This is a genomic window from Azospira sp. APE16 (genome assembly GCF_047901315.1).
Lineage (GTDB): Bacteria > Pseudomonadota > Gammaproteobacteria > Burkholderiales > Rhodocyclaceae > Azospira > Azospira oryzae.
Genome location: NZ_CP179682.1, coordinates 3332041 through 3349247, shown reverse-complemented (window position 1 = coordinate 3349247; position 17207 = coordinate 3332041). Strand labels below are relative to the sequence as shown.

Here is a 17207-nt window from a genome sequence, read left to right as displayed (position 1 = left end):
AAAAAAGGGCTGCCGGTCGGCAGCCCTTTGGGGAGTGGATTGGTGGGCCCGCAGGGACTTGAACCCTGGACCAAAGGATTATGAGTCCTCTGCTCTGACCAACTGAGCTACAGGCCCGTGATGCTTGTCGTGGCTCAGCTGCCGTTGTTGTCCAGGAAGCTGCGCAGCTTGTCGGAACGCGAGGGATGGCGCAGCTTGCGCAGGGCCTTGGCTTCAATCTGGCGGATACGTTCCCGGGTGACGTCGAACTGCTTGCCGACTTCTTCCAGGGTGTGGTCCGTATTCATCTCGATGCCGAAACGCATGCGCAGCACCTTGGCTTCCCGGGGGGTCAGGGTGTCCAGAATTTCCTTGGTCACTTCCCGCAGGCCGGAGTAGAGCGCCGCATCCACCGGGGCAGTGGTGGCGGTGTCTTCGATGAAGTCGCCCAGGTGGGAGTCGTCATCGTCACCGATGGGCGTTTCCATGGAGATGGGTTCCTTGGAGATCTTCAGGATCTTGCGGATCTTCTCCTCGGGCATTTCCATCTTGATCGCCAGGGTGGCGGGATCGGGCTCGGCACCGGTTTCCTGCAGGATCTGGCGGGAAATCCGGTTCATCTTGTTGATGGTCTCGATCATGTGCACCGGAATGCGGATGGTGCGGGCCTGGTCGGCGATGGAACGGGTGATGGCCTGACGGATCCACCAGGTGGCATAGGTGGAGAACTTGTAGCCGCGGCGGTATTCGAACTTGTCCACCGCCTTCATCAGGCCGATGTTGCCTTCCTGGATCAGGTCGAGGAACTGCAGGCCCCGGTTGGTGTACTTCTTGGCGATGGAGATCACCAGGCGCAGGTTGGCCTCGGTCATCTCGCGCTTGGCGCGGCGGGCCTTGGCTTCACCGGTGGACATCTGCTTGTTGATGTCCTTCAGGTCCTTCAGCGGGATGCCGATGTGGTCCTGCAGAGCCAGCAGCTTGCGCTGTTCTTCCTGGATGTTAGGAGCGGTGCGGGTGAGGATGGGGCCGTAGCCCTTGGCCACGGCGATTTCCTTCTCGACCCATTCCAGGTTGATTTCATTGCCCGGGAAGGACTTGATGAAGTGGGGGCGGGGCATGCCGACCTTGCGCACGCACAGCTCCTGGATCTTGCGTTCCCGCTCGCGCACGGAGTCCACCATGCTGCGCACGCTGTCGCACAAGCGCTCGATCACCTTGGAGGTGAAGCGGATGTTCATCAGCTCGGCGGAAATCTGCTGTTGCAGCTTGAGGTAGGTCTTGTCCTGGGAACCCTTGGACACCAGGGCCTTGTGGGCCTTGCCGTAGAGGGTCTTGATGGTGGCGAAGCGCTCCAGGGCGTCGGTCTTGAGTTGCAGCAGGGAGGCGGAAACGGCGGCGCCTTCACCGCCTTCTTCCTCGTCGTCGCCGTCCTCGACCTCGTCGTCGCCTTCAACCACGGCTTCCTCGGCGGCCAGTTCCTCTTCGGCCGCATTGGGATCGATCAGGCCGTCGATGACTTCATCGATGCGCATCTCTTCCTTTTCCACCTTTTCCGCCATGGCCAGAATTTCGGCAATGGTGGTGGGGCAGGCGGAAATGGCCTGGATCATGTGCTTGAGACCGTCTTCGATGCGCTTGGCGATTTCGATTTCGCCTTCCCGGGTCAGCAGTTCCACGGTACCCATTTCGCGCATGTACATGCGCACCGGGTCCGTGGTGCGGCCGAACTCGGAGTCCACGGTAGACAGGGCGGCTTCCGCCTCTTCTTCCACTTCCTCGTCGTCGGCGACAGCCGGGGCGTTGTCGGACATGAGCAGATCTTCGGCGGCCGGAGCCTCGTCGAAGACCTGGATGCCCATGTCATTGAAGGTGGTGATGATGGACTCGATCTGCTCGGCGTCTACGACGTCGTCCGGCAGGTGGTCATTGATTTCGGCATAGGTCAGGAAACCCCGTTCCTTGCCGAGTTTGATCAGTGTCTTGAGGCGCGTCTTACGCGTCTCCACGTCCACCGGAGTCGCGGCCTGGGTTGCCCCGGCGGATTCCAGCAGCGCCTTCTCCTTGGCCTTGGATGATTTAGCCTTGAGAATTTCCTTGGCGACTTCTTTTGCCTTTTCCTTTGCCATGACCGTGTCCCGATAATCCTGGAAAAACCGCTTATTCTACCACAACTTGGCTCATTTCCCCCTGGTCTCGAACCAGGGTTCTAGTCACCGCTCCCGGCCAGAATGCCGGCCTTGCGCAGGCGTTCCCGCTCCTGCAGCAAATGTACAAATTCCCGCTTTTCTTCACTGTCGAGTCCGCCGCCGGCAGCCTTGTGCTGCAAGCGGCGAAACTCCTGCTCGACCCAGTTCATTTCCAGCCGGGCCAGGGCGCCGGCGAATTCCTGTTCGCTTTCCTCTTCGCTCTGGGGGCTCTGCAACAGGCTGGCGGCGGCGCTCTGCAGGATGGCTTCGTCATCGCCGCCGCGCAAACGTTCCAACAACATGGCGCTGCTGGGCAGGTCCGCATCCCGCTTGATCTGTTCGCACAGGCGTCGTAGGGCCCGGGTTTCGGTGCTGTCGGCGGGCAGCCAGTGTAGGGGCAGGCGTGCGGCGAAGTCCGGCCGGTGCAGCACCAGGCGCAGCAAGGTGCGGGGCAGGGAGAGGGCCTGCCGCGGAGCCCGTGCCGGTGCCGCCCGGGCGACGGGCTTGAGGTCGCACAGGCGCTCCACTTCCTGCTGGGAAAAGCCGCTGGCCTCGGCCAGGCGCTTCACCAGCTGCAGGCGCAGCAGGGGAGTGGCCAGGCGCTGGATCAGGGGCTTGGCTTCGTAAACCAGCTTGGACTTGCCTTCCGAGGTGGTCAGGTCGCAATGGCTGGCCAGCTCCTTCAGCAGAAAGTCGGAGAGGGGCATGGCCTGGTCGATCATGCGCTCGAAGGCCTCCTTGCCCACTTCCCGCACATAGCTGTCCGGGTCGTGCTCGGGGGGGAGGAAAACAAAGCCGATGCTCTTGTTGTCGGCCAGGGATTCCAGGCTGTTCTCCAGGCCGCGCCAGGCGGCCTTGCGCCCGGCGGCGTCGCCGTCGAAGCAATAGACGATGCGGTCCACCTGGCGCAGCAGCTTCTGCACGTGGGTGGCGGTGGTGGCCGTGCCCAGGGTGGCGACCGCGTTGCCGACACCATGCTGGGCCAGGGCCACCACGTCCATGTAGCCTTCCACCACGATCACCGTGTTCTTCTCCCGCAGGGCCTGGCGGGCCTGGGGTAGGCCGAACAGTTCCCGGCCCTTCTCGAAGAGGGGGGTCTCGGGAGAGTTCAGGTACTTGGGCTCGCCCTGGTCGATGACCCGGCCGCCAAAGGCGATGACCTCGTTCTTCTGGTTGATGATGGGAAACATCACCCGGTCGCGGAAACGGTCGTAGCGGCGGCCCTGGTCGTTCTCGATGACCAGGCCGGCCGTCTTCAACTCCGGGGCGTCGTAGTTGGGAAAGCTGGCCTGCAGGTTGTGCCAGCCGTCCGGGGCGTAGCCGATGCGGAACTTGAGGGCGATCTCGCCGGTGAGGCCGCGCCGCTTCAGGTACTCCTTGGCCTTGTCCGAATGCTTGAGCTGCTCGAAATAGTATTGGGCGGCCTTGCCCATGACCTCGGTCAGCTCGGCGGTGCGGGGGCCTTCGTGCCGGACCCGCCCGGCCTCCTCCGGCACCACCATGCCCATGCGCCCGGCCAGTTCCTTCACCGCATCGATGAAGCCCAGGCCGGAATACTCCATGAGGAAGCGGATGGCCGTGCCGTGGGCGCCGCAGCCGAAGCAGTGATAGAACTGCTTGGTCGGGCTGACGGTGAACGAAGGCGACTTTTCGTTGTGGAAGGGGCAGCAGGCGGCGTAGTTGGCCCCCGCCTTTTTCAGCGGTACGTAGCCGTCAATGAGGTCGACGATGTCGACCCGGTGCAGCAGTTCCTGGAGGAAGGATTCGGGGATCACGGGCGCCAAACGGGGCCGGCGACAGCCGGCCCGGGAGATTTCAGGCGGAGAGCCGGGCCTTGACCAGCTTGGAGACCTCGGCCATGTCGGCCTTGCCGGCCAGCAGGGGCTTGAGGATGGCCATCACCTTGCCCATGTCGGCGGCGCCGGCAGCGCCGCTGTCGGCCACGGCCTTGGCCACGGCGGCGGCGACTTCGGCTTCGGACAGGCCGGCGGGCTTGTAGGCGGAAAGCACTTCCACCTCGGCCTTCTCGGCGTCCACCAGGTCCTGGCGACCGGCGGCTTCGTACTGGGTGATGGAGTCCTTGCGCTGCTTGAGCATCTTGTCGATGACGGCGGCGATGGCGGCATCGTCCAGGGCGACCTGCTCGTCCACTTCCTTCTGCTTGATGGCGGCCAGCAGCAGGCGGATGGCGGCCAGGCGGGCCGTTTCCTTGGCCTTCATGGCGGCCTTCATGTCCTCGGAAATGCGTTCCTTGAGCGTCATGGGAGTCCTTTTGTTTTTCAGCAGCCTATAAACACCAAAAGCCGCCCACCTGTTGATGGACGGCTCTTGCAGCGTCAGGAAAGCCTGGGAGGCTTAGAACATCTTGGGGGGCAGGGTCTGGCTGCGGATCCGCTTGTGGTGACGCTTGACCGCGGCGGCCAGCTTGCGCTTGCGCTCGGCGGTGGGCTTTTCGTAGAACTCACGGGCACGGAGTTCGGTCAGCAGACCGGTTTTTTCGACAGTGCGCTTGAAGCGGCGGATGGCCACTTCGAAGGGCTCGTTTTCCTTGACGCGAATAGCAGGCATTGAATTCAGTCCCAAACAACGGTGAGAGAAAGCCGGCAATTCTAACGAAACGTCAACGGTTTACCAAGGGGTTTACAAGAATTTTCTCGTCGGCATGGGTTAGAATGGCGCCCATGCTTGTTCTCGGCATCGAATCCTCCTGCGACGAAACCGGGGTTGCCCTCTATGAAATGGGCTCCGACGGCACCGGTACGCTCCTCGGCCACGCCCTCCATTCCCAGATTGCCATGCACCGGGAGTACGGCGGCGTGGTGCCGGAACTGGCCTCCCGGGACCACATCCGGCGCACCGTGCCCCTGCTGCGCCAGGCCCTGGCCGACTGCGGCCGCACCCTGGAGCAGGTGGATGCCATCGCCTACACCCAGGGGCCCGGCCTGGCTGGCGCCCTGCTGGTCGGGGCGGCCTTCGCCGAAGGTCTGGCCACGGCCCTGGACAAGCCCACCGTGCCCCTGCACCACCTGGAAGGGCATCTGCTGTCGCCCCTGCTCTCCGCCAGTCCGCCCCGCTTCCCCTTCGTCGCCCTGCTGGTTTCCGGCGGCCATACCCAGATCATGCGGGTGAGTGGCGTCGGCCAGTACGAACTGCTGGGGGAAACCCTGGACGATGCGGCCGGCGAGGCCTTCGACAAGACGGCCAAGCTGCTCGGCCTGGGCTACCCGGGCGGGCCCGCCCTGGCCCGCCTGGCCGAAGGCGGCAAGCCCGGCGCCGTGGTCTTCCCCCGGCCCATGCTGCATTCGGGCGACCTGGATTTCTCCTTTTCCGGCCTGAAGACGGCGGTGCTGACCTATGTGCGGGGCAAGGAACTGGACGAGCAGGCCCGGGCCGACGTCTGCCGCGGCATTCAGGATGCCATCGTGGATGTGCTGGTGACCAAGGCCCTGGCGGCGGTGAAGAAGACCGGCATGCAGCAGCTGGTGGTGGCCGGCGGCGTCGGCGCCAACCGGGAGCTGCGCCAGCGCCTTAATGGCAAGGCGGTGAAGGCGCGCATCCAGGTCTATTACCCGGAACTGGAGTTCTGCACCGACAACGGCGCCATGATCGCCCTGGCCGGCGCCCTGCGCTTGGCGGCCGGTGCCCAGGCCAAGGCGGCGGGGCCCATCGCCATCCGGCCCCGCTGGCCCCTCTCCGAGCTGACCCTGTAGGCTGCGCCCAAAAAAAAGGCACCTTGCGGTGCCTTTTTCATTACTTCTTCTTGCTGCCGATTTTTGATTCCTGTCCGGCCAGGAGGCGCTGGATATTGACCCAGTGCTTGCCCACCAGGGCCATGGCCATGACGGCCACGGCCGCCACCAGCAGGTTGAAGCCCCACATCATGCCGGCCAGCAGGGGAGAGGCGGCGGCGGCGCAGAGGGCAGCCAGGGAGGAATAGCGGGAGAGGGCGGCGACCACAAGCCAGACGCCCAGCACCGACAGGCCCAGCAGCGGGTCCAGGGCCAGCAGGACGCCGGCGGCGGTGGCGACGCCCTTGCCGCCCTTGAACTTGAGGAAGACGGGGAAGAGGTGGCCGAAGAATACGGCCAGGGCCACGCCGCCGAGGAAGATGCGTTCCATCGCCGGTTCCAGGGCCTGGCCGGCAAGGAAGTGATGGGCCAGGAGCACCGCCACGGCGCCCTTGGCTCCGTCGCCGAGGAGAGTCAGCAGGGCGGCCAGCTTGTTGCCGCTGCGCAGGACGTTGGTGGCTCCCGGGTTGCCGGAGCCGTAGGAGCGGGGGTCCTTCAGGCCGAAGCCGCGGCTGACGATGACGGCGAAGGGCACGGAGCCCAGCAGATAGGCGGCCAGCAGGGCCAGGGGCAGGGATTGGGCAGCAGTCATGGGCGATGGGTGGTGAAGTGACGATAGAGGTACAATGCGGGCCTGCATTTTACCTGCAAGCCCCGCTGGCGGCTGAAAAACCCCATGGACATCATTTTCATCGACGACTTCCGGGTCCAGACCCGCATCGGCATCTACCCCCGGGAGCAGGCCGTGTCCCAGACCGTCGAAATGTCCCTGCAGATGGGCGTTTCCTCCACCGCCAGCGCCGGCGCCAGCGACGACATCCGGGACACCATCGACTACGCCAAGGTGGTGGAACGGCTGCGGGAGGATCTGGGCAGCACCCAGTTCGGCCTGCTGGAAAAGCTGGCCGAACACGTTTCCACCCTGGTGCTGGAAGAATTCCGCTGCGCCTGGGTACGCGTCTCCGTGGCCAAGCTGGGCATGATGCCCGGGGTGCGCCGGGTCGGCGTCATCATCGAACGCAGCACCTGACCCGGCAGCCGGGGTTCAGTCCTTGAGGGCGGCCTCGACCATCTTGGGCTGCAGCACCTGGACCACGTCGTGGGGATGGACCCCCACCAGGTAGCCGCGACGGCCACCGTTGAGATAGATCAGGGGCAGATCCAGGATGCTCTTCTCCATGTAGATGGGCATGGCCTTCTTGGTACCGAAGGGGCTGGTGCCGCCCACCAGGAAGCCGGTGTGGCGGTTGGCCACTTCCGGCTTGCACGGTTCCACCTTCTTGCAGCCCACCTGCCGCGCCAGTTCCTTGGTTGATACCTTGCAGTCGCCGTGCATCAGCACGATCAGAGGCTTGGCGTGCTCGTCTTCCATGATCAGGGTCTTGATCACGGCATGCTCGTCCACATTCAGTTCCCGGGCCGACACCTTGGTGCCGCCATGCTCCTCGTATTCGTAGAGATGGTTGGAGTGGGCGATGCGGTGCTGGCGCAGGAAGCGGGTGGCGGGGGTTTCTGGCGCGTGGCCGGGGTCGAGATCGTGATTGCGGCTCATGGTGCACCTCGAGGGTGTCTTGTTGCGGATGGTTTCATTCTACGCCCGCCGACCGGCGCCGTGCCTAGCCCCGGGGGTGGTGCACGGCGTGCAGGTCCTTCAGCCGTTCCCGCGCCACGTGGGTGTAGATCTGGGTGGTGGAAATGTCGGCGTGGCCCAGCAGCAGCTGCACCACCCGCAGGTCGGCGCCGTGGTTGAGCAGATGGGTGGCGAAGGCGTGGCGCAGCACGTGGGGCGAGAGGCGGGCCGGGTCCATACCGGCCACCAGGGCGTACTTCTTCACCAGGGTCCAGAACATCTGCCGGGTCATGGCCGTGCCCCGGGCGGTGACGAAGAGGAAGTCGCTGAGACGGTTGTCCAGCAAGGCGTTGCGGCCATCGTTCAGGTAGCTCTTGAGCCAGTCCAGGGCCACCTCGCCGAGGGGTACCAGGCGTTCCTTGGAACCCTTGCCGAAGACCCGGGCCACGCCCATGTCGAAGCTCACTTCATGCAGCTTGAGATTGACCAGTTCCGAGACCCGCAGGCCGGTGGCGTAGAGGGTTTCCAGCATGGCCCGGTCCCGCAGGCCCAGGGGCGTTTCGATTTCCGGTGCCGCCAGCAGGGCTTCCACCTGGGCTTCGCTCATCACCTTGGGCAGGCGCGAGGCCTTGACCGGCATGGCGGTCTGCAGGGTGGGGTCGGCGCTGATGCGGTTCTGGGCCAGCAGGCGCCGGTAGAAACGGCGCAGGGAGGAAAGGTAGCGGGCCTGGGAACTGGATTTCATGCGGGCCGCCACGTCGGCCAGGAAGGCCGCCAGGTCGGCGGCGCCGGCCTGGGCCAGGGGCGGGCGGCCCTGCTGCTGCAACCACAGGGCGTAGCGCTGCAGGTCGCTGCGGTAGGCGGCGAGGGAATTGGGGGAGAGGCCGTCTTCCAGCCACAGGGCGTCGCAGAAGGCGTCGATCTCGCTCTGGGTGGAAAAGGCCAGGGTCGGCGGGGCGGCATCCGTCATGGGCACGGAGTTTACGCCGGCAGGCAGCCCTCGTGTTGCAGCAGCCAGCGCTTGATGTCCAGCAGGAAGTCGCCGCCGTTGCGGCCGAAACCGCCCAGGCCGGCAGCGGCGACGACCCGGTGGCAGGGCACCGCCAGGGGGAAGGGGTTGGCGCCGCAGGCGCCGCCCACGGCCCGGGGGCCGCTGTGCAGCAGCTTGGCCACTTCGCCGTAGCTTTGCGTCTGGCCCCGGGGAATGGCGGCGATGGCGTCCCACACCCGGCGCTGGAAGCGGGTGCCGGAGGGTTGCAGGGGCAGGCTGAAAACGAAGGCCGGGTCGGCCAGGTAGGCCTGGATCTGGCGCACCGCCTCGGCGGCCAGGGGCGTGCCGGCCGCCTGCTGCAGGCGGCCGGGCAGGTAGAGGATTTCGGTCAGCTCGTCCCCGTTGCAGCGGATGCCCAGGGAAAAGAACGGGCCACTGGTGATGGCCTGGAAGTCAGCAGGGACGGCATTCTTGGTCATGGCTGCCCGTACAACGAGAAAGGGGGCGGCTTGCAGCCGACCCCCTGTGGAAATGCTTACTGCGCCTTGCCGAGCAGGGCGTCCTTGAGATCGCCCTGGGCCGGCTTGTTACCCAGCCAGATGCGCAGCAGGGCCTGGTAGAAATCCTCCCCCGGGATGACCTTGCCCTGGGGCTGGCCGGCCACGGTGAGGCGGGTGCCCTGTTCGGGAATCCAGTCCAGAGTGATGGGGGTGCCCTTGGCCGCCTTGCCCAGGGCCAGCAGGTTGCCTTCGAAGGTCTGCACCCGTTCCTTCAGGGCGGCAGCCTCGGCCTCGCTGCTGTTCTTGGCGATGCCGCCGGATAGGGCGTCCACGAACTGCTGGGCGGAGAGCTCCATGAGGGGCACGATGGCCAGGCGCTTGGCGCCCTTGGCCGCCAGCACGCCGTCCACCTCGGCGGCCTTGGCCGGCAGGTAGAGGCCCACGGCGTAGACCTTGAAAAACACCTTGGATCGCAGGCCGGCGCCGTTGAGGCTGAGGTCCTGCTGCTCCAGCTTGAGCCGCTCCTCGAACTTGACCCCGGCCACTTCCATGGCCTGGGCGCTGCCGGCCGTGAGGCTGAGGATGGCGAGGGCCGCCATGAAATGCTTGATCTTCATACTGTCTGTCTCCTTTGGTTTTTGCGGACTTTATTGAAGCCCCGGCGCCGTCCGCACGTCGCCGGGGCAATTCTTTTATGGGTGCTGCGGTGTTGCGGTGAAACTTGGACGGATCAGGGAGCGGTGCGGCCGGCTTTCAGCCGCGCACCTGGCCATTGCCCAGGACCACCCATTTCTGGCTGGTCAGGCCTTCCAGGCCCACCGGGCCCCGGGCGTGGATCTTGTCCGTGGAAATGCCGATCTCGGCGCCGAGGCCGTACTCGAAGCCGTCGGCGAAGCGGGTGGAGGCGTTCACCATGACCGAGGCCGAATCCACTTCCCGCAGGAAGCGCATGGCGTGGGTGTGGTTCTCGGTGACGATGGCCTCGGTGTGGCTGGAGGAGTACTTGTTGATGTGCTCGATGGCTTCGTCCAGCCCGGCCACCACCTTCACGGCGATGATGGGCGCCAGATACTCCTCGCCCCAGTCGGCCTCGGTGGCCTCCTTGGCATTGGGCACCAGAGCCCGGGTTTCGGCACAACCGCGGATTTCCACGCCCTTGGCGGTGAGCATGGCGGCGATGGGCGGCAGCAGGGTGGCGGCGACGGAGCGGGCCACCAGCAGGGATTCGGCGGTGTTGCAGGTGCCGTAGCGCTGGGTCTTGGAATTTTCCACCACCGCCATGGCCTTGGCCGCATCGGCGCTGTCGTCCAGGTACACATGGCAGTTGCCGTCCAGGTGCTGGATCATGGGCACCCGGGATTCGGCCAGCAGGCGGGCGATGAGGCCCTTGCCGCCGCGGGGCACGATGACGTCCACGAATTCGCGCATGGTGATGAGTTCGCCCACGGCGGCCCGGTCGGTGGTTTCCACCACCTGCACCGCATCCGCCGGCAGGCCGGCGGACTGCAACCCTTCCTTCACCAGGGCCGCCAGGGCCTGGTTGCAGCGGATGGCCTCGGAACCGCCGCGCAGGATGGAGGCGTTGCCGGACTTGATGCACAGGCCGGCCGCATCCACCGTGACATTGGGACGGGCTTCGTAGATGATGCCGATGACGCCGAGAGGCACCCGCATGTGGCCCACCTGGATGCCGGAGGGGCGGAAGCGCAGGTCGGTCATTTCACCGATGGGGTCCGGCAGGGAGGCGATCTGTTCCAGGCCCTCGGCCATGGTGGCGACGGTCTTGGGGGAAAGGGTCAGGCGATCCACCATGGCCGGCTCCAGGCCGGCGGCCCGGGCGGCGGCCAGGTCTTCGCCGTTGGCGGCCAGGAGCTTGGCTTCGTCGCGGCGGATGGCGGCGGCGATGGCCAGCAGGGCCCGGTTCTTGGCATTGGTGTCGGCCTTGGCCATCTGGCGTGAGGCGGCCCGGGCACGGCGGCCCAGGTTCTGCATGTAATCCTTGATATCCATGGTGTTCTTCAGCAGGTCAGGCAGGAGATAATCGGACCATTATAGCGGCCTCAAATGCCCCGAAACGCCATTCCCTTACTGAAAATAAGGGATTGGGCTAAACTTTCTCGCCGTTGCGGTGTCACAAACCGTTACATGGCCGTTTGACGTCGCAGGAGACCCTATGAGTCGCAAGCTGATTGTTCCCACCGAAGTGCAAGTGTGTGCCACCTGCAGCTATTGGGACGGGGAACGCAAGGTAGATGCCGAGGTGGGTGTGGTGGTGGTGGAAGAGTGTTGCCAGGGCGAGTGCCTGGTGCGCGAATCGTCCCTGCCCGCATTGCGCCACAAGTCCGGTGATACGGATTGCGAGTGGGAGCATCTGGTGCCCGATGAACCGGAAGAGGTGCCGGCCATCCTGCCGGACGTTCCGCCTTCCGATGAAAAGGCCGCTTAAGGCCGTCGCATTCCCGATCGACCGGAGTGCCCGTCCGGGCATCCGGCCTAGCGCAGGCTGAGGCCCAGGCGCAGGAATTCATCCCACACGTCGCCGCCGCCCAGGCCCTTGATGCAGCGGTCGATATGGGCCGTCTGGGCCAGGGCCGCCCGCAGACGCGGCGCGTCGAGCCGCCCCAGGGCGCGCTTGACCAGGGCCTGGCGCGGCCCCCAGATGCGCTGTTCCTTGAACAGCTGGTCCGCCGGCCGGCCGGCGTTGAGTCCTTCCTTCAGGGCTGCCAGGGCCCGCACTTCCTCCGTCACCGCCCACAACACCAGGGGCGGCGCTTCACCCTCCTGGCGCAGGCCGTCCAGGGTCCGCGTCAGGCGGGCCAGGTCGCCCTGCAGCAGGGCTTCCCGCAGGCCGTCGATGTCGTAGCGGGCCACATTGAGCACCGCCTCCCGCACCTGTTCCAGGCTCAGCTTGCCTTTGGGGAACAGCAGTCCCAGTTTCTGGATTTCCTGGTGGGCCGCCAGCAGATTGCCTTCCACCCGCTCGGCGATGAAGCGCAGGGCTTCTGTCTCGGCGCTCTGTTCCTGGCGCTGCAGGCGGCCGGCGATCCACTGGGGCAGTTCGTTGAGGTTGGGGGCCAGCAGCTTGAGCACGGTGCCGGCTTCGGCCAGGGTCTGGAACCAGGAGGCTTTTTCGTCCTGCCAGGTCAGTTCGGGCAGGGTGACCAGAGTCATGGCGTCGCTGGAAAGGCGCTGGCAGTGCTCCTGCAGGGCCTGGCCTCCGTCCCGCCCGGGCTTGCCGGTGGGGATGCGCAGGTCGATCAGCTTGCGGTCGCCGAAGAGGGAGAGGTTGCCGCCGGCCATGGCCAGCTGGGTCCAGTTGAAGCCCTGACCGGCCACCAGCACTTCCCGCTCGCCGTAGCCCTGGCGCCGGGCGGCGGCGCGGATGGCGTCGCCGGCCTCGATCACCAGCAGGGGCTCGTCCCCATACACCACGTAGAGCGGCCCCAGGGGGCGTTCCAGGTGGGCCGCCAGCTGTTCTCCCCGGAGCTGGGCCACGGCGTCAGTCCTCGTTTTCGTCCACCGGCGGCTTGGCCTTGGCCATGCGCCGGATCAGCTGCTGCACCAGGTCCCGCTGCATGTCCTGCCACAGCAGTTCCTCTTCCTGGGCCTTGGACAGCACCTGGGCATCGTCGTAGGTGATGTCCCGGGTCAGGTAGATTTCCATGGGTGCGGAGAGGGCCTTGCCCTTGGCGTCTTCCAGGCGGAAGTTGGCCCGGTACTGCAGCTGCAGTTCCCGCACCCGGCCGGCGGAGTTGTAGGACAGGGCGATCCGCTCCCGGCGTTCCGGGAACTGGACCAGGGTGGCCGCCGCATCTTCCCGGTTGTCCACCAGTTCGGTGGACTTGTTGGCCCGGATGTATCGTTTCAGGTTGGCGGTGATTTCCGAATTCTCCGCCATGGACACGTACAGGGTCGGGAAGGGCATGGTCTGGGCGCCCCGCAGCTGGAAGCCGCAGCCGGCCAGCGTCACGAGCAGGACAAGGGAAACGAGCAGACGGGCGCGCACAGACGACTCCTTAAACCACGATATTGACCAGACGGCCGGGCACCACCACCACCTTCTTCGGGGCTTGGCCGTCCAGGTGCTTCTGCACCGTCTCGGAGGCCAGGGCGGCCGCTTCGATGGCATCCTTGGCCGCATCCGCCGGCACCTTGATGCTGCCGCGCAACTTGCCGTTCACCTGCAGCATCAGCTCGATTTCGCTCTGCACCAGGGCGGCGGTATCGGCCTTGGGGAAGGCGGCCTGGCCGGCATCGGCACCGGGCTTGAGTTCGGCATAGAGGGCCTGGCAGGCATGGGGCACGATGGGGAAGAGCATCAGCACGGCCGCTTCCAGGGCTTCCTGCTTGACGCTGCGGGCGACCGGGCTGTCCGGCAGCTTGGCGAAGGCGTTGAGCAGCTCCATGACGGCGGCGATGGCGGTGTTGAACTGCTTGCGCCGGCCGTAGTCGTCGGTGACCTTGCCGATGGTCTGGTGCAGCTGGCGGCGGAAGTCCTTGAGATTGCCCTCCAGCTCGCCGCCGCTGTAGGCGGGGACGATGCCGGCGGCCACGTGGTCGTGGGTCAGCTTCCACAGGCGCTTCAAGAAACGGAAGGCGCCCTCGACACCGGCGTCGGACCATTCCAGGGACTGGTCGGGCGGAGCGGCGAACATCATGAACAGGCGGGCCGTGTCGGCACCGTACTCGTCCATCAGGGATTGGGGGTCCACGCCGTTGTTCTTGGACTTGGACATCTTCTCGGTGCCGCCGATGACCACCGGCTGGCCGTCGGCCTTGAGGGTGGCGCCGGTGGGGCGGCCGCGCTCGTCGGTGGTCACATCCACGTCAGCCGGGTTGATCCAGTCCTTCTTGCCGCCTTCGGCGTCGCGATAGAAGGTGGGGGCCACCACCATGCCCTGGGTCAGCAGGTTGGCGAAGGGCTCGTCCAGCTTCTGTTCGCCGAACAGGCCCACGTCGCGCATCAGCTTGGTGAAGAAGCGGGAGTAGAGCAGGTGCAGGATGGCGTGCTCGATGCCGCCGATGTACTGGTCGATGCCGCCCTTGCACCAGTAGGCCACGCGCTCGTCCACCATGGCCTGGGTATTGTCCGGGCAGGCGTAGCGCAGGAAGTACCAGGAGGACTCGACGAAGGTATCCATGGTGTCGGTTTCACGACGGGCCGGCTTGCCACACTTGGGGCAGGTGCACTCGTAGAACTCGGGCATCTTGGCCAGGGGCGAACCGGCGCCGGTGATTTCCACGTTCTCCGGCAGCACCACGGGCAGCTGGTCGTCAGGCACCGGCACGTCGCCGCAGGACTCGCAGTGGATCACGGGAATCGGGCAGCCCCAGTAGCGCTGGCGGGAAATGCCCCAGTCGCGCAGGCGGAACTGCACCTTCTTCTCGCCCAGGCCCTTGGCGGCCAGGTCGGCGGCGATGGCGTCCACGGCGGCCTCGTAGGCCAGGCCGTCGTACTTGCCGGAATTGACGCAGGTGCCGCGGCTCTTGTCACCGTACCATTCCTGCCAGCCGTCCAGGCTGAAGGTTTCGCCTGCAGCGGCGATGACCTGCTTGATGGCCAGGTTGTACTTCTTGGCAAAGGCAAAGTCCCGCTCGTCGTGGGCGGGCACAGCCATCACGGCACCTTCGCCGTAGCCCATCAGCACGTAGTTGCCGACCCACACTTCCACCTGCTCGCCGGTGAGGGGGTGCTGGACGAAGATGCCCGTGGGCATGCCCTTCTTTTCCATGGTGGCGATGTCGGCCTCGGCCACGCCGCCCTTCTTGCATTCCTCGATGAAGGCGGCCAGGGCCGGGTTATTCGCGGCGGCGCGGGTGGCCAGGGGGTGTTCGGCGGCCACGGCGACGAAGGTGACGCCCATGATGGTGTCGGCCCGGGTGGTGAACACCCACAGCTTTTCGTCATTGTTGTCGGCCAGGGGGAAGGCGAAGCGCACGCCGGTGCTCTTGCCGATCCAGTTCTTTTGCATCAGGCGCACCTGCTCGGGCCAGCCCGGCAGCTGGTCCAGGTCGGCCAGCAGTTCCTCGGCGTAGGCGGTGATCTTCATGTAATACATGGGGATCTCGCGCTTTTCCACCAGGGCGCCGGAGCGCCAGCCGCGGCCGTCGATGACCTGCTCGTTGGCCAGCACGGTGTGGTCCACCGGGTCCCAGTTCACGGTGCCCAACTTCTTGTAGATCAGGCCCTTTTCATACAGGCGGGTGAACAGCCACTGTTCCCAGCGGTAGTACTCGGGAGTGCAGGTGGCGAACTCGCGCTCCCAGTCGATGGCGAAACCCAGGCGCTGCAGCTGGCTGCGCATGTAGTCGATGTTGGCGTAGGTCCACTTGGCAGGGGGGACCTTGTTCTGGATGGCGGCGTTTTCCGCCGGCATGCCGAAGGCGTCCCAACCCATGGGCTGCAGCACGTTGTAGCCCTGCATTTTGTGGAAACGGGTCAGCACATCGCCGATGGTATAGTTGCGCACGTGCCCCATATGCAGCTTCCCCGACGGATAGGGGAACATGGAAAGACAGTAGTACTTGGGCTTGGTGGTGTCTTCGACGGCACGGGCGGCCTGGGTCTTGACCCAGTGTTGCTGGGCGTCGAGTTCGACTTCCGCGGGTTGGTATTTTTCCTGCATTTGGGCGGCCAGAAATTCGTTGCAAAGCGTGAAATTATAACCGGTCCGCTCCTGCTCCATTGGGCAAAATCGGCTCTTTGCCGCCGCCCGGGCGGTTTCCTGATCATGAACGGGCCGCTCCAGGCCACTGCGGAGAGATGAACATGGGATTGTTGCGCCCCCTGCTGCTTTCAACCCTGACGCTGTGGGCTGCCGCCCCTGCCGTGGCCGGACCGGCCTCCCGGCAGGCGGTGGTGGAGGCCGTGCAGGCGCCGGCCTGGCTGGAGCGCAGCGGCGAGCGCCGGCCCCTGGTGCCGGGCCAGGCCCTCGCCAACCGGGACAGGATCGTCACCGGCAGCGGCTCCCGGGTGCTGATCCAGCTGCCCGAAGGCAGCGGTGTCAAGCTGGGGGAAAACGCCCAGCTCCATCTCAACGCCATCGGCCAGCGCCCGGGGGGCGTCTATACGGCGGCCCTGGACGTGTTGCGGGGCGCCTTCCGCTTCACCACCGGCCTCTTTCCCCAGCGCCTGACGGGGCGGGCCATCAACGTCCGCGCCGCCACCCTGACCGCCGGCATCCGCGGCACCGACCTGTGGGGCAAGTCCGCCGAGGACAAGGACCTGATCTGCCTGCTCGAAGGCCATATCGTGGTCACCCATCCCCTGGGCGAACCCATGGCCTTGAGCGAGCCTCTGGCCTTCGCCAGCGCCCTGCGCGACCAGGCGCCCGGGGCGGTGGCCAGCGTCGAGGCGGAGCAGGTGGAGAAGTGGGCGGCGGAAACGGAAATCCAGGCCGGGGCCGGGGTACTGCGCCGTGGCGGCGCCTGGGGCGTCAACCTGCCGCCGGTGGCGACCCAGGCCGAGGCCCTGGCGTTGTACGACCAGCTAAGGGAGGCCGGCTATCCGGCGCGGATTCGTCCGCGTCACGATGGGGCCGGGGAGGAGGGCTACGTCTATGTGCTGCGGGTGGGGGGCTTCGCCGGCCGGGAAGAGGCGCGGCAGATGGCCGGACGTCTGGCGACAGAGCTGGGCGTGGCGCCCGGGGCCGTCTCCCGCTGAAGGCGGGAATCGAGCAGGCGAGGGGAAATTCAGGGGGTAAGGAGCCGCCGGGGCGGCTTGGCCCCGGGTGGTCCGATCAGGCGGCCTGGGCGGCCGCCTGGGCTCAACAGCCGACCTTGCGCTTGTGCAGGTCGGGGGTGAACACGTTCTTCCAGGTGTCCTGCCAGAACTTGGCGGCGTTTTCCGCAGCCATCAGGCCGAACATGGCCATGCGGCCCTGGTGGCGCCAGATCCAGCTGACCTGGGCGGTGCTGTTGCTGTAGGGCTGGCGCACGGTGCCGCCGGCGCGGGCTTCCACCAGATCGAGAAAGCGCTCGATGCTGTGGCGGTGAAACTCGGAACCCTCGGTGCAGCCACAGGCGGTCTTCGCTTCCTCGACGGCGCGTTGCCACAGCTTGGTGGCCATGGTTTCGGTGATGCCGGCTTTGCGGGCGATCCAGGGCAGAATCTTCGGGTTGTTCATGCTGTTTCCTTTCAAACTTGGCGGTAACCAATGCAGTCCGTCCGCGGCCTTGTGGGCTTGGTGACTG

General features: G+C 65.9%; 18 protein-coding genes and 1 tRNA gene. 4 read left to right on the top strand and 15 right to left on the bottom strand.

The window, feature by feature from the left end:
- Positions 1–40 precede the first annotated feature (40 nt).
- From ACLSSQ_RS15970 to rpsU, 5 genes are all read right to left on the bottom strand, one after another.
- Positions 41–117 (bottom strand) — tRNA-Ile (locus tag ACLSSQ_RS15970).
- A gap of 17 nt (positions 118–134) precedes the next feature.
- Positions 135–2105 (bottom strand): RNA polymerase sigma factor RpoD, encoded by a 1971-nt coding sequence (gene rpoD, locus ACLSSQ_RS15965; protein ID WP_014236310.1) that lies wholly within the window; start codon positions 2103–2105, stop codon positions 135–137.
- 80 nt (positions 2106–2185) lie between these two features.
- Complete coding sequence (gene dnaG, locus ACLSSQ_RS15960; protein WP_416243223.1) at positions 2186–3940, bottom strand: DNA primase; 1755 nt, start codon at positions 3938–3940, stop codon at positions 2186–2188.
- 40 nt (positions 3941–3980) lie between these two features.
- Entirely contained in the window at positions 3981–4427 is a 447-nt protein-coding gene (locus tag ACLSSQ_RS15955) for a GatB/YqeY domain-containing protein (protein ID WP_416243222.1), read from the bottom strand.
- A gap of 93 nt (positions 4428–4520) precedes the next feature.
- A complete protein-coding gene (gene rpsU / locus ACLSSQ_RS15950) occupies positions 4521–4733 on the bottom strand; it encodes a 30S ribosomal protein S21 (RefSeq protein WP_014236313.1) in 213 nt (70 codons plus the stop codon).
- A gap of 113 nt (positions 4734–4846) precedes the next feature.
- Between rpsU and tsaD the strand changes: the two genes are divergently transcribed.
- Positions 4847–5875, top strand: coding sequence for a tRNA (adenosine(37)-N6)-threonylcarbamoyltransferase complex transferase subunit TsaD (gene tsaD, locus ACLSSQ_RS15945; protein WP_416244300.1), 1029 nt, complete (start codon positions 4847–4849; stop codon positions 5873–5875).
- 40 nt (positions 5876–5915) lie between these two features.
- Here tsaD and plsY read toward each other — a convergent pair whose 3' ends face one another.
- Complete coding sequence (gene plsY, locus ACLSSQ_RS15940; protein ID WP_014236315.1) at positions 5916–6545, bottom strand: glycerol-3-phosphate 1-O-acyltransferase PlsY; 630 nt, start codon at positions 6543–6545, stop codon at positions 5916–5918.
- Positions 6546–6629: 84 nt separating this feature from the next.
- Between plsY and ACLSSQ_RS15935 the strand changes: the two genes are divergently transcribed.
- Positions 6630–6983, top strand: a complete 354-nt coding sequence (locus tag ACLSSQ_RS15935; protein ID WP_014236316.1) for a dihydroneopterin aldolase — start codon at positions 6630–6632, stop codon at positions 6981–6983.
- A 15-nt stretch (positions 6984–6998) separates the two neighbouring features.
- Here the strand turns inward: ACLSSQ_RS15935 and ybaK are convergent, their stop codons facing one another.
- From ybaK to ACLSSQ_RS15910, 5 genes are all read right to left on the bottom strand, one after another.
- A complete protein-coding gene (ybaK, locus tag ACLSSQ_RS15930) occupies positions 6999–7505 on the bottom strand; it encodes a Cys-tRNA(Pro) deacylase (RefSeq protein WP_416243221.1) in 507 nt (168 codons plus the stop codon).
- 64 nt (positions 7506–7569) lie between these two features.
- Positions 7570–8493, bottom strand: a complete 924-nt coding sequence (xerD, locus tag ACLSSQ_RS15925) for a site-specific tyrosine recombinase XerD (protein WP_416243220.1) — start codon at positions 8491–8493, stop codon at positions 7570–7572.
- Between the two features lie 11 nt (positions 8494–8504).
- Positions 8505–8993, bottom strand: coding sequence for a methylated-DNA--[protein]-cysteine S-methyltransferase (locus ACLSSQ_RS15920; protein ID WP_130459390.1), 489 nt, complete (start codon positions 8991–8993; stop codon positions 8505–8507).
- Positions 8994–9049: 56 nt separating this feature from the next.
- The gene (locus ACLSSQ_RS15915; protein WP_130459389.1) at positions 9050–9631 is read right to left on the bottom strand and encodes a chalcone isomerase family protein; all 582 of its coding nucleotides are present in this window, start codon (positions 9629–9631) and stop codon (positions 9050–9052) included.
- 136 nt (positions 9632–9767) lie between these two features.
- On the bottom strand, positions 9768–11024 hold the full coding sequence (locus ACLSSQ_RS15910; RefSeq protein WP_416243219.1) for a glutamate-5-semialdehyde dehydrogenase: 1257 nt from the start codon (positions 11022–11024) through the stop codon (positions 9768–9770).
- Positions 11025–11187: 163 nt separating this feature from the next.
- Here ACLSSQ_RS15910 and ACLSSQ_RS15905 point away from each other — a divergent pair, with 163 nt between their 5' ends.
- Positions 11188–11460: a hypothetical protein gene (locus ACLSSQ_RS15905; protein ID WP_014236322.1), complete on the top strand. Its 273-nt coding sequence runs from the start codon at positions 11188–11190 to the stop codon at positions 11458–11460.
- Positions 11461–11507: 47 nt separating this feature from the next.
- On the opposite strand, the gene holA is transcribed toward ACLSSQ_RS15905, so the two are convergent.
- The 3 genes from holA to leuS are packed head-to-tail and all read right to left on the bottom strand — an operon-like array spanning position 11508 to position 15640.
- Positions 11508–12509: a DNA polymerase III subunit delta gene (gene holA, locus ACLSSQ_RS15900; protein WP_416243218.1), complete on the bottom strand. Its 1002-nt coding sequence runs from the start codon at positions 12507–12509 to the stop codon at positions 11508–11510.
- A gap of 4 nt (positions 12510–12513) precedes the next feature.
- Positions 12514–13020 (bottom strand): LPS assembly lipoprotein LptE, encoded by a 507-nt coding sequence (lptE, locus tag ACLSSQ_RS15895; RefSeq protein WP_014236324.1) that lies wholly within the window; start codon positions 13018–13020, stop codon positions 12514–12516.
- Between the two features lie 10 nt (positions 13021–13030).
- Positions 13031–15640 carry a leucine--tRNA ligase gene (gene leuS / locus ACLSSQ_RS15890; RefSeq protein WP_416243217.1) on the bottom strand — a complete coding sequence of 870 codons (2610 nt, stop codon included), beginning with the start codon at positions 15638–15640 and terminating at the stop codon, positions 13031–13033.
- A 143-nt stretch (positions 15641–15783) separates the two neighbouring features.
- Here leuS and ACLSSQ_RS15885 point away from each other — a divergent pair, with 143 nt between their 5' ends.
- Positions 15784–16677 carry an SPOR domain-containing protein gene (locus ACLSSQ_RS15885; RefSeq protein ID WP_416243216.1) on the top strand — a complete coding sequence of 298 codons (894 nt, stop codon included), beginning with the start codon at positions 15784–15786 and terminating at the stop codon, positions 16675–16677.
- Between the two features lie 103 nt (positions 16678–16780).
- Here ACLSSQ_RS15885 and ACLSSQ_RS15880 read toward each other — a convergent pair whose 3' ends face one another.
- Positions 16781–17140, bottom strand: coding sequence for a hypothetical protein (locus tag ACLSSQ_RS15880; protein ID WP_014236327.1), 360 nt, complete (start codon positions 17138–17140; stop codon positions 16781–16783).
- Positions 17141–17207 lie beyond the last annotated feature (67 nt).

Coding starts and splice junctions, on each gene's coding strand:
- rpoD (WP_014236310.1), bottom strand. CDS start 2,105: ATGGCAAAGGAAAAGGCAAAAGAAGTCGCCAAGGAAATTCTCAAGGCT.
- ACLSSQ_RS15955 (WP_416243222.1), bottom strand. CDS start 4,427: ATGACGCTCAAGGAACGCATTTCCGAGGACATGAAGGCCGCCATGAAG.
- rpsU (WP_014236313.1), bottom strand. CDS start 4,733: ATGCCTGCTATTCGCGTCAAGGAAAACGAGCCCTTCGAAGTGGCCATC.
- tsaD (WP_416244300.1), top strand. CDS start 4,847: ATGCTTGTTCTCGGCATCGAATCCTCCTGCGACGAAACCGGGGTTGCC.
- plsY (WP_014236315.1), bottom strand. CDS start 6,545: ATGACTGCTGCCCAATCCCTGCCCCTGGCCCTGCTGGCCGCCTATCTG.
- ACLSSQ_RS15935 (WP_014236316.1), top strand. CDS start 6,630: ATGGACATCATTTTCATCGACGACTTCCGGGTCCAGACCCGCATCGGC.
- ybaK (WP_416243221.1), bottom strand. CDS start 7,505: ATGAGCCGCAATCACGATCTCGACCCCGGCCACGCGCCAGAAACCCCC.
- xerD (WP_416243220.1), bottom strand. CDS start 8,493: ATGACGGATGCCGCCCCGCCGACCCTGGCCTTTTCCACCCAGAGCGAG.
- ACLSSQ_RS15920 (WP_130459390.1), bottom strand. CDS start 8,993: ATGACCAAGAATGCCGTCCCTGCTGACTTCCAGGCCATCACCAGTGGC.
- ACLSSQ_RS15915 (WP_130459389.1), bottom strand. CDS start 9,631: ATGAAGATCAAGCATTTCATGGCGGCCCTCGCCATCCTCAGCCTCACG.
- ACLSSQ_RS15910 (WP_416243219.1), bottom strand. CDS start 11,024: ATGGATATCAAGGATTACATGCAGAACCTGGGCCGCCGTGCCCGGGCC.
- ACLSSQ_RS15905 (WP_014236322.1), top strand. CDS start 11,188: ATGAGTCGCAAGCTGATTGTTCCCACCGAAGTGCAAGTGTGTGCCACC.
- leuS (WP_416243217.1), bottom strand. CDS start 15,640: ATGCAGGAAAAATACCAACCCGCGGAAGTCGAACTCGACGCCCAGCAA.
- ACLSSQ_RS15885 (WP_416243216.1), top strand. CDS start 15,784: ATGGGATTGTTGCGCCCCCTGCTGCTTTCAACCCTGACGCTGTGGGCT.
- ACLSSQ_RS15880 (WP_014236327.1), bottom strand. CDS start 17,140: ATGAACAACCCGAAGATTCTGCCCTGGATCGCCCGCAAAGCCGGCATC.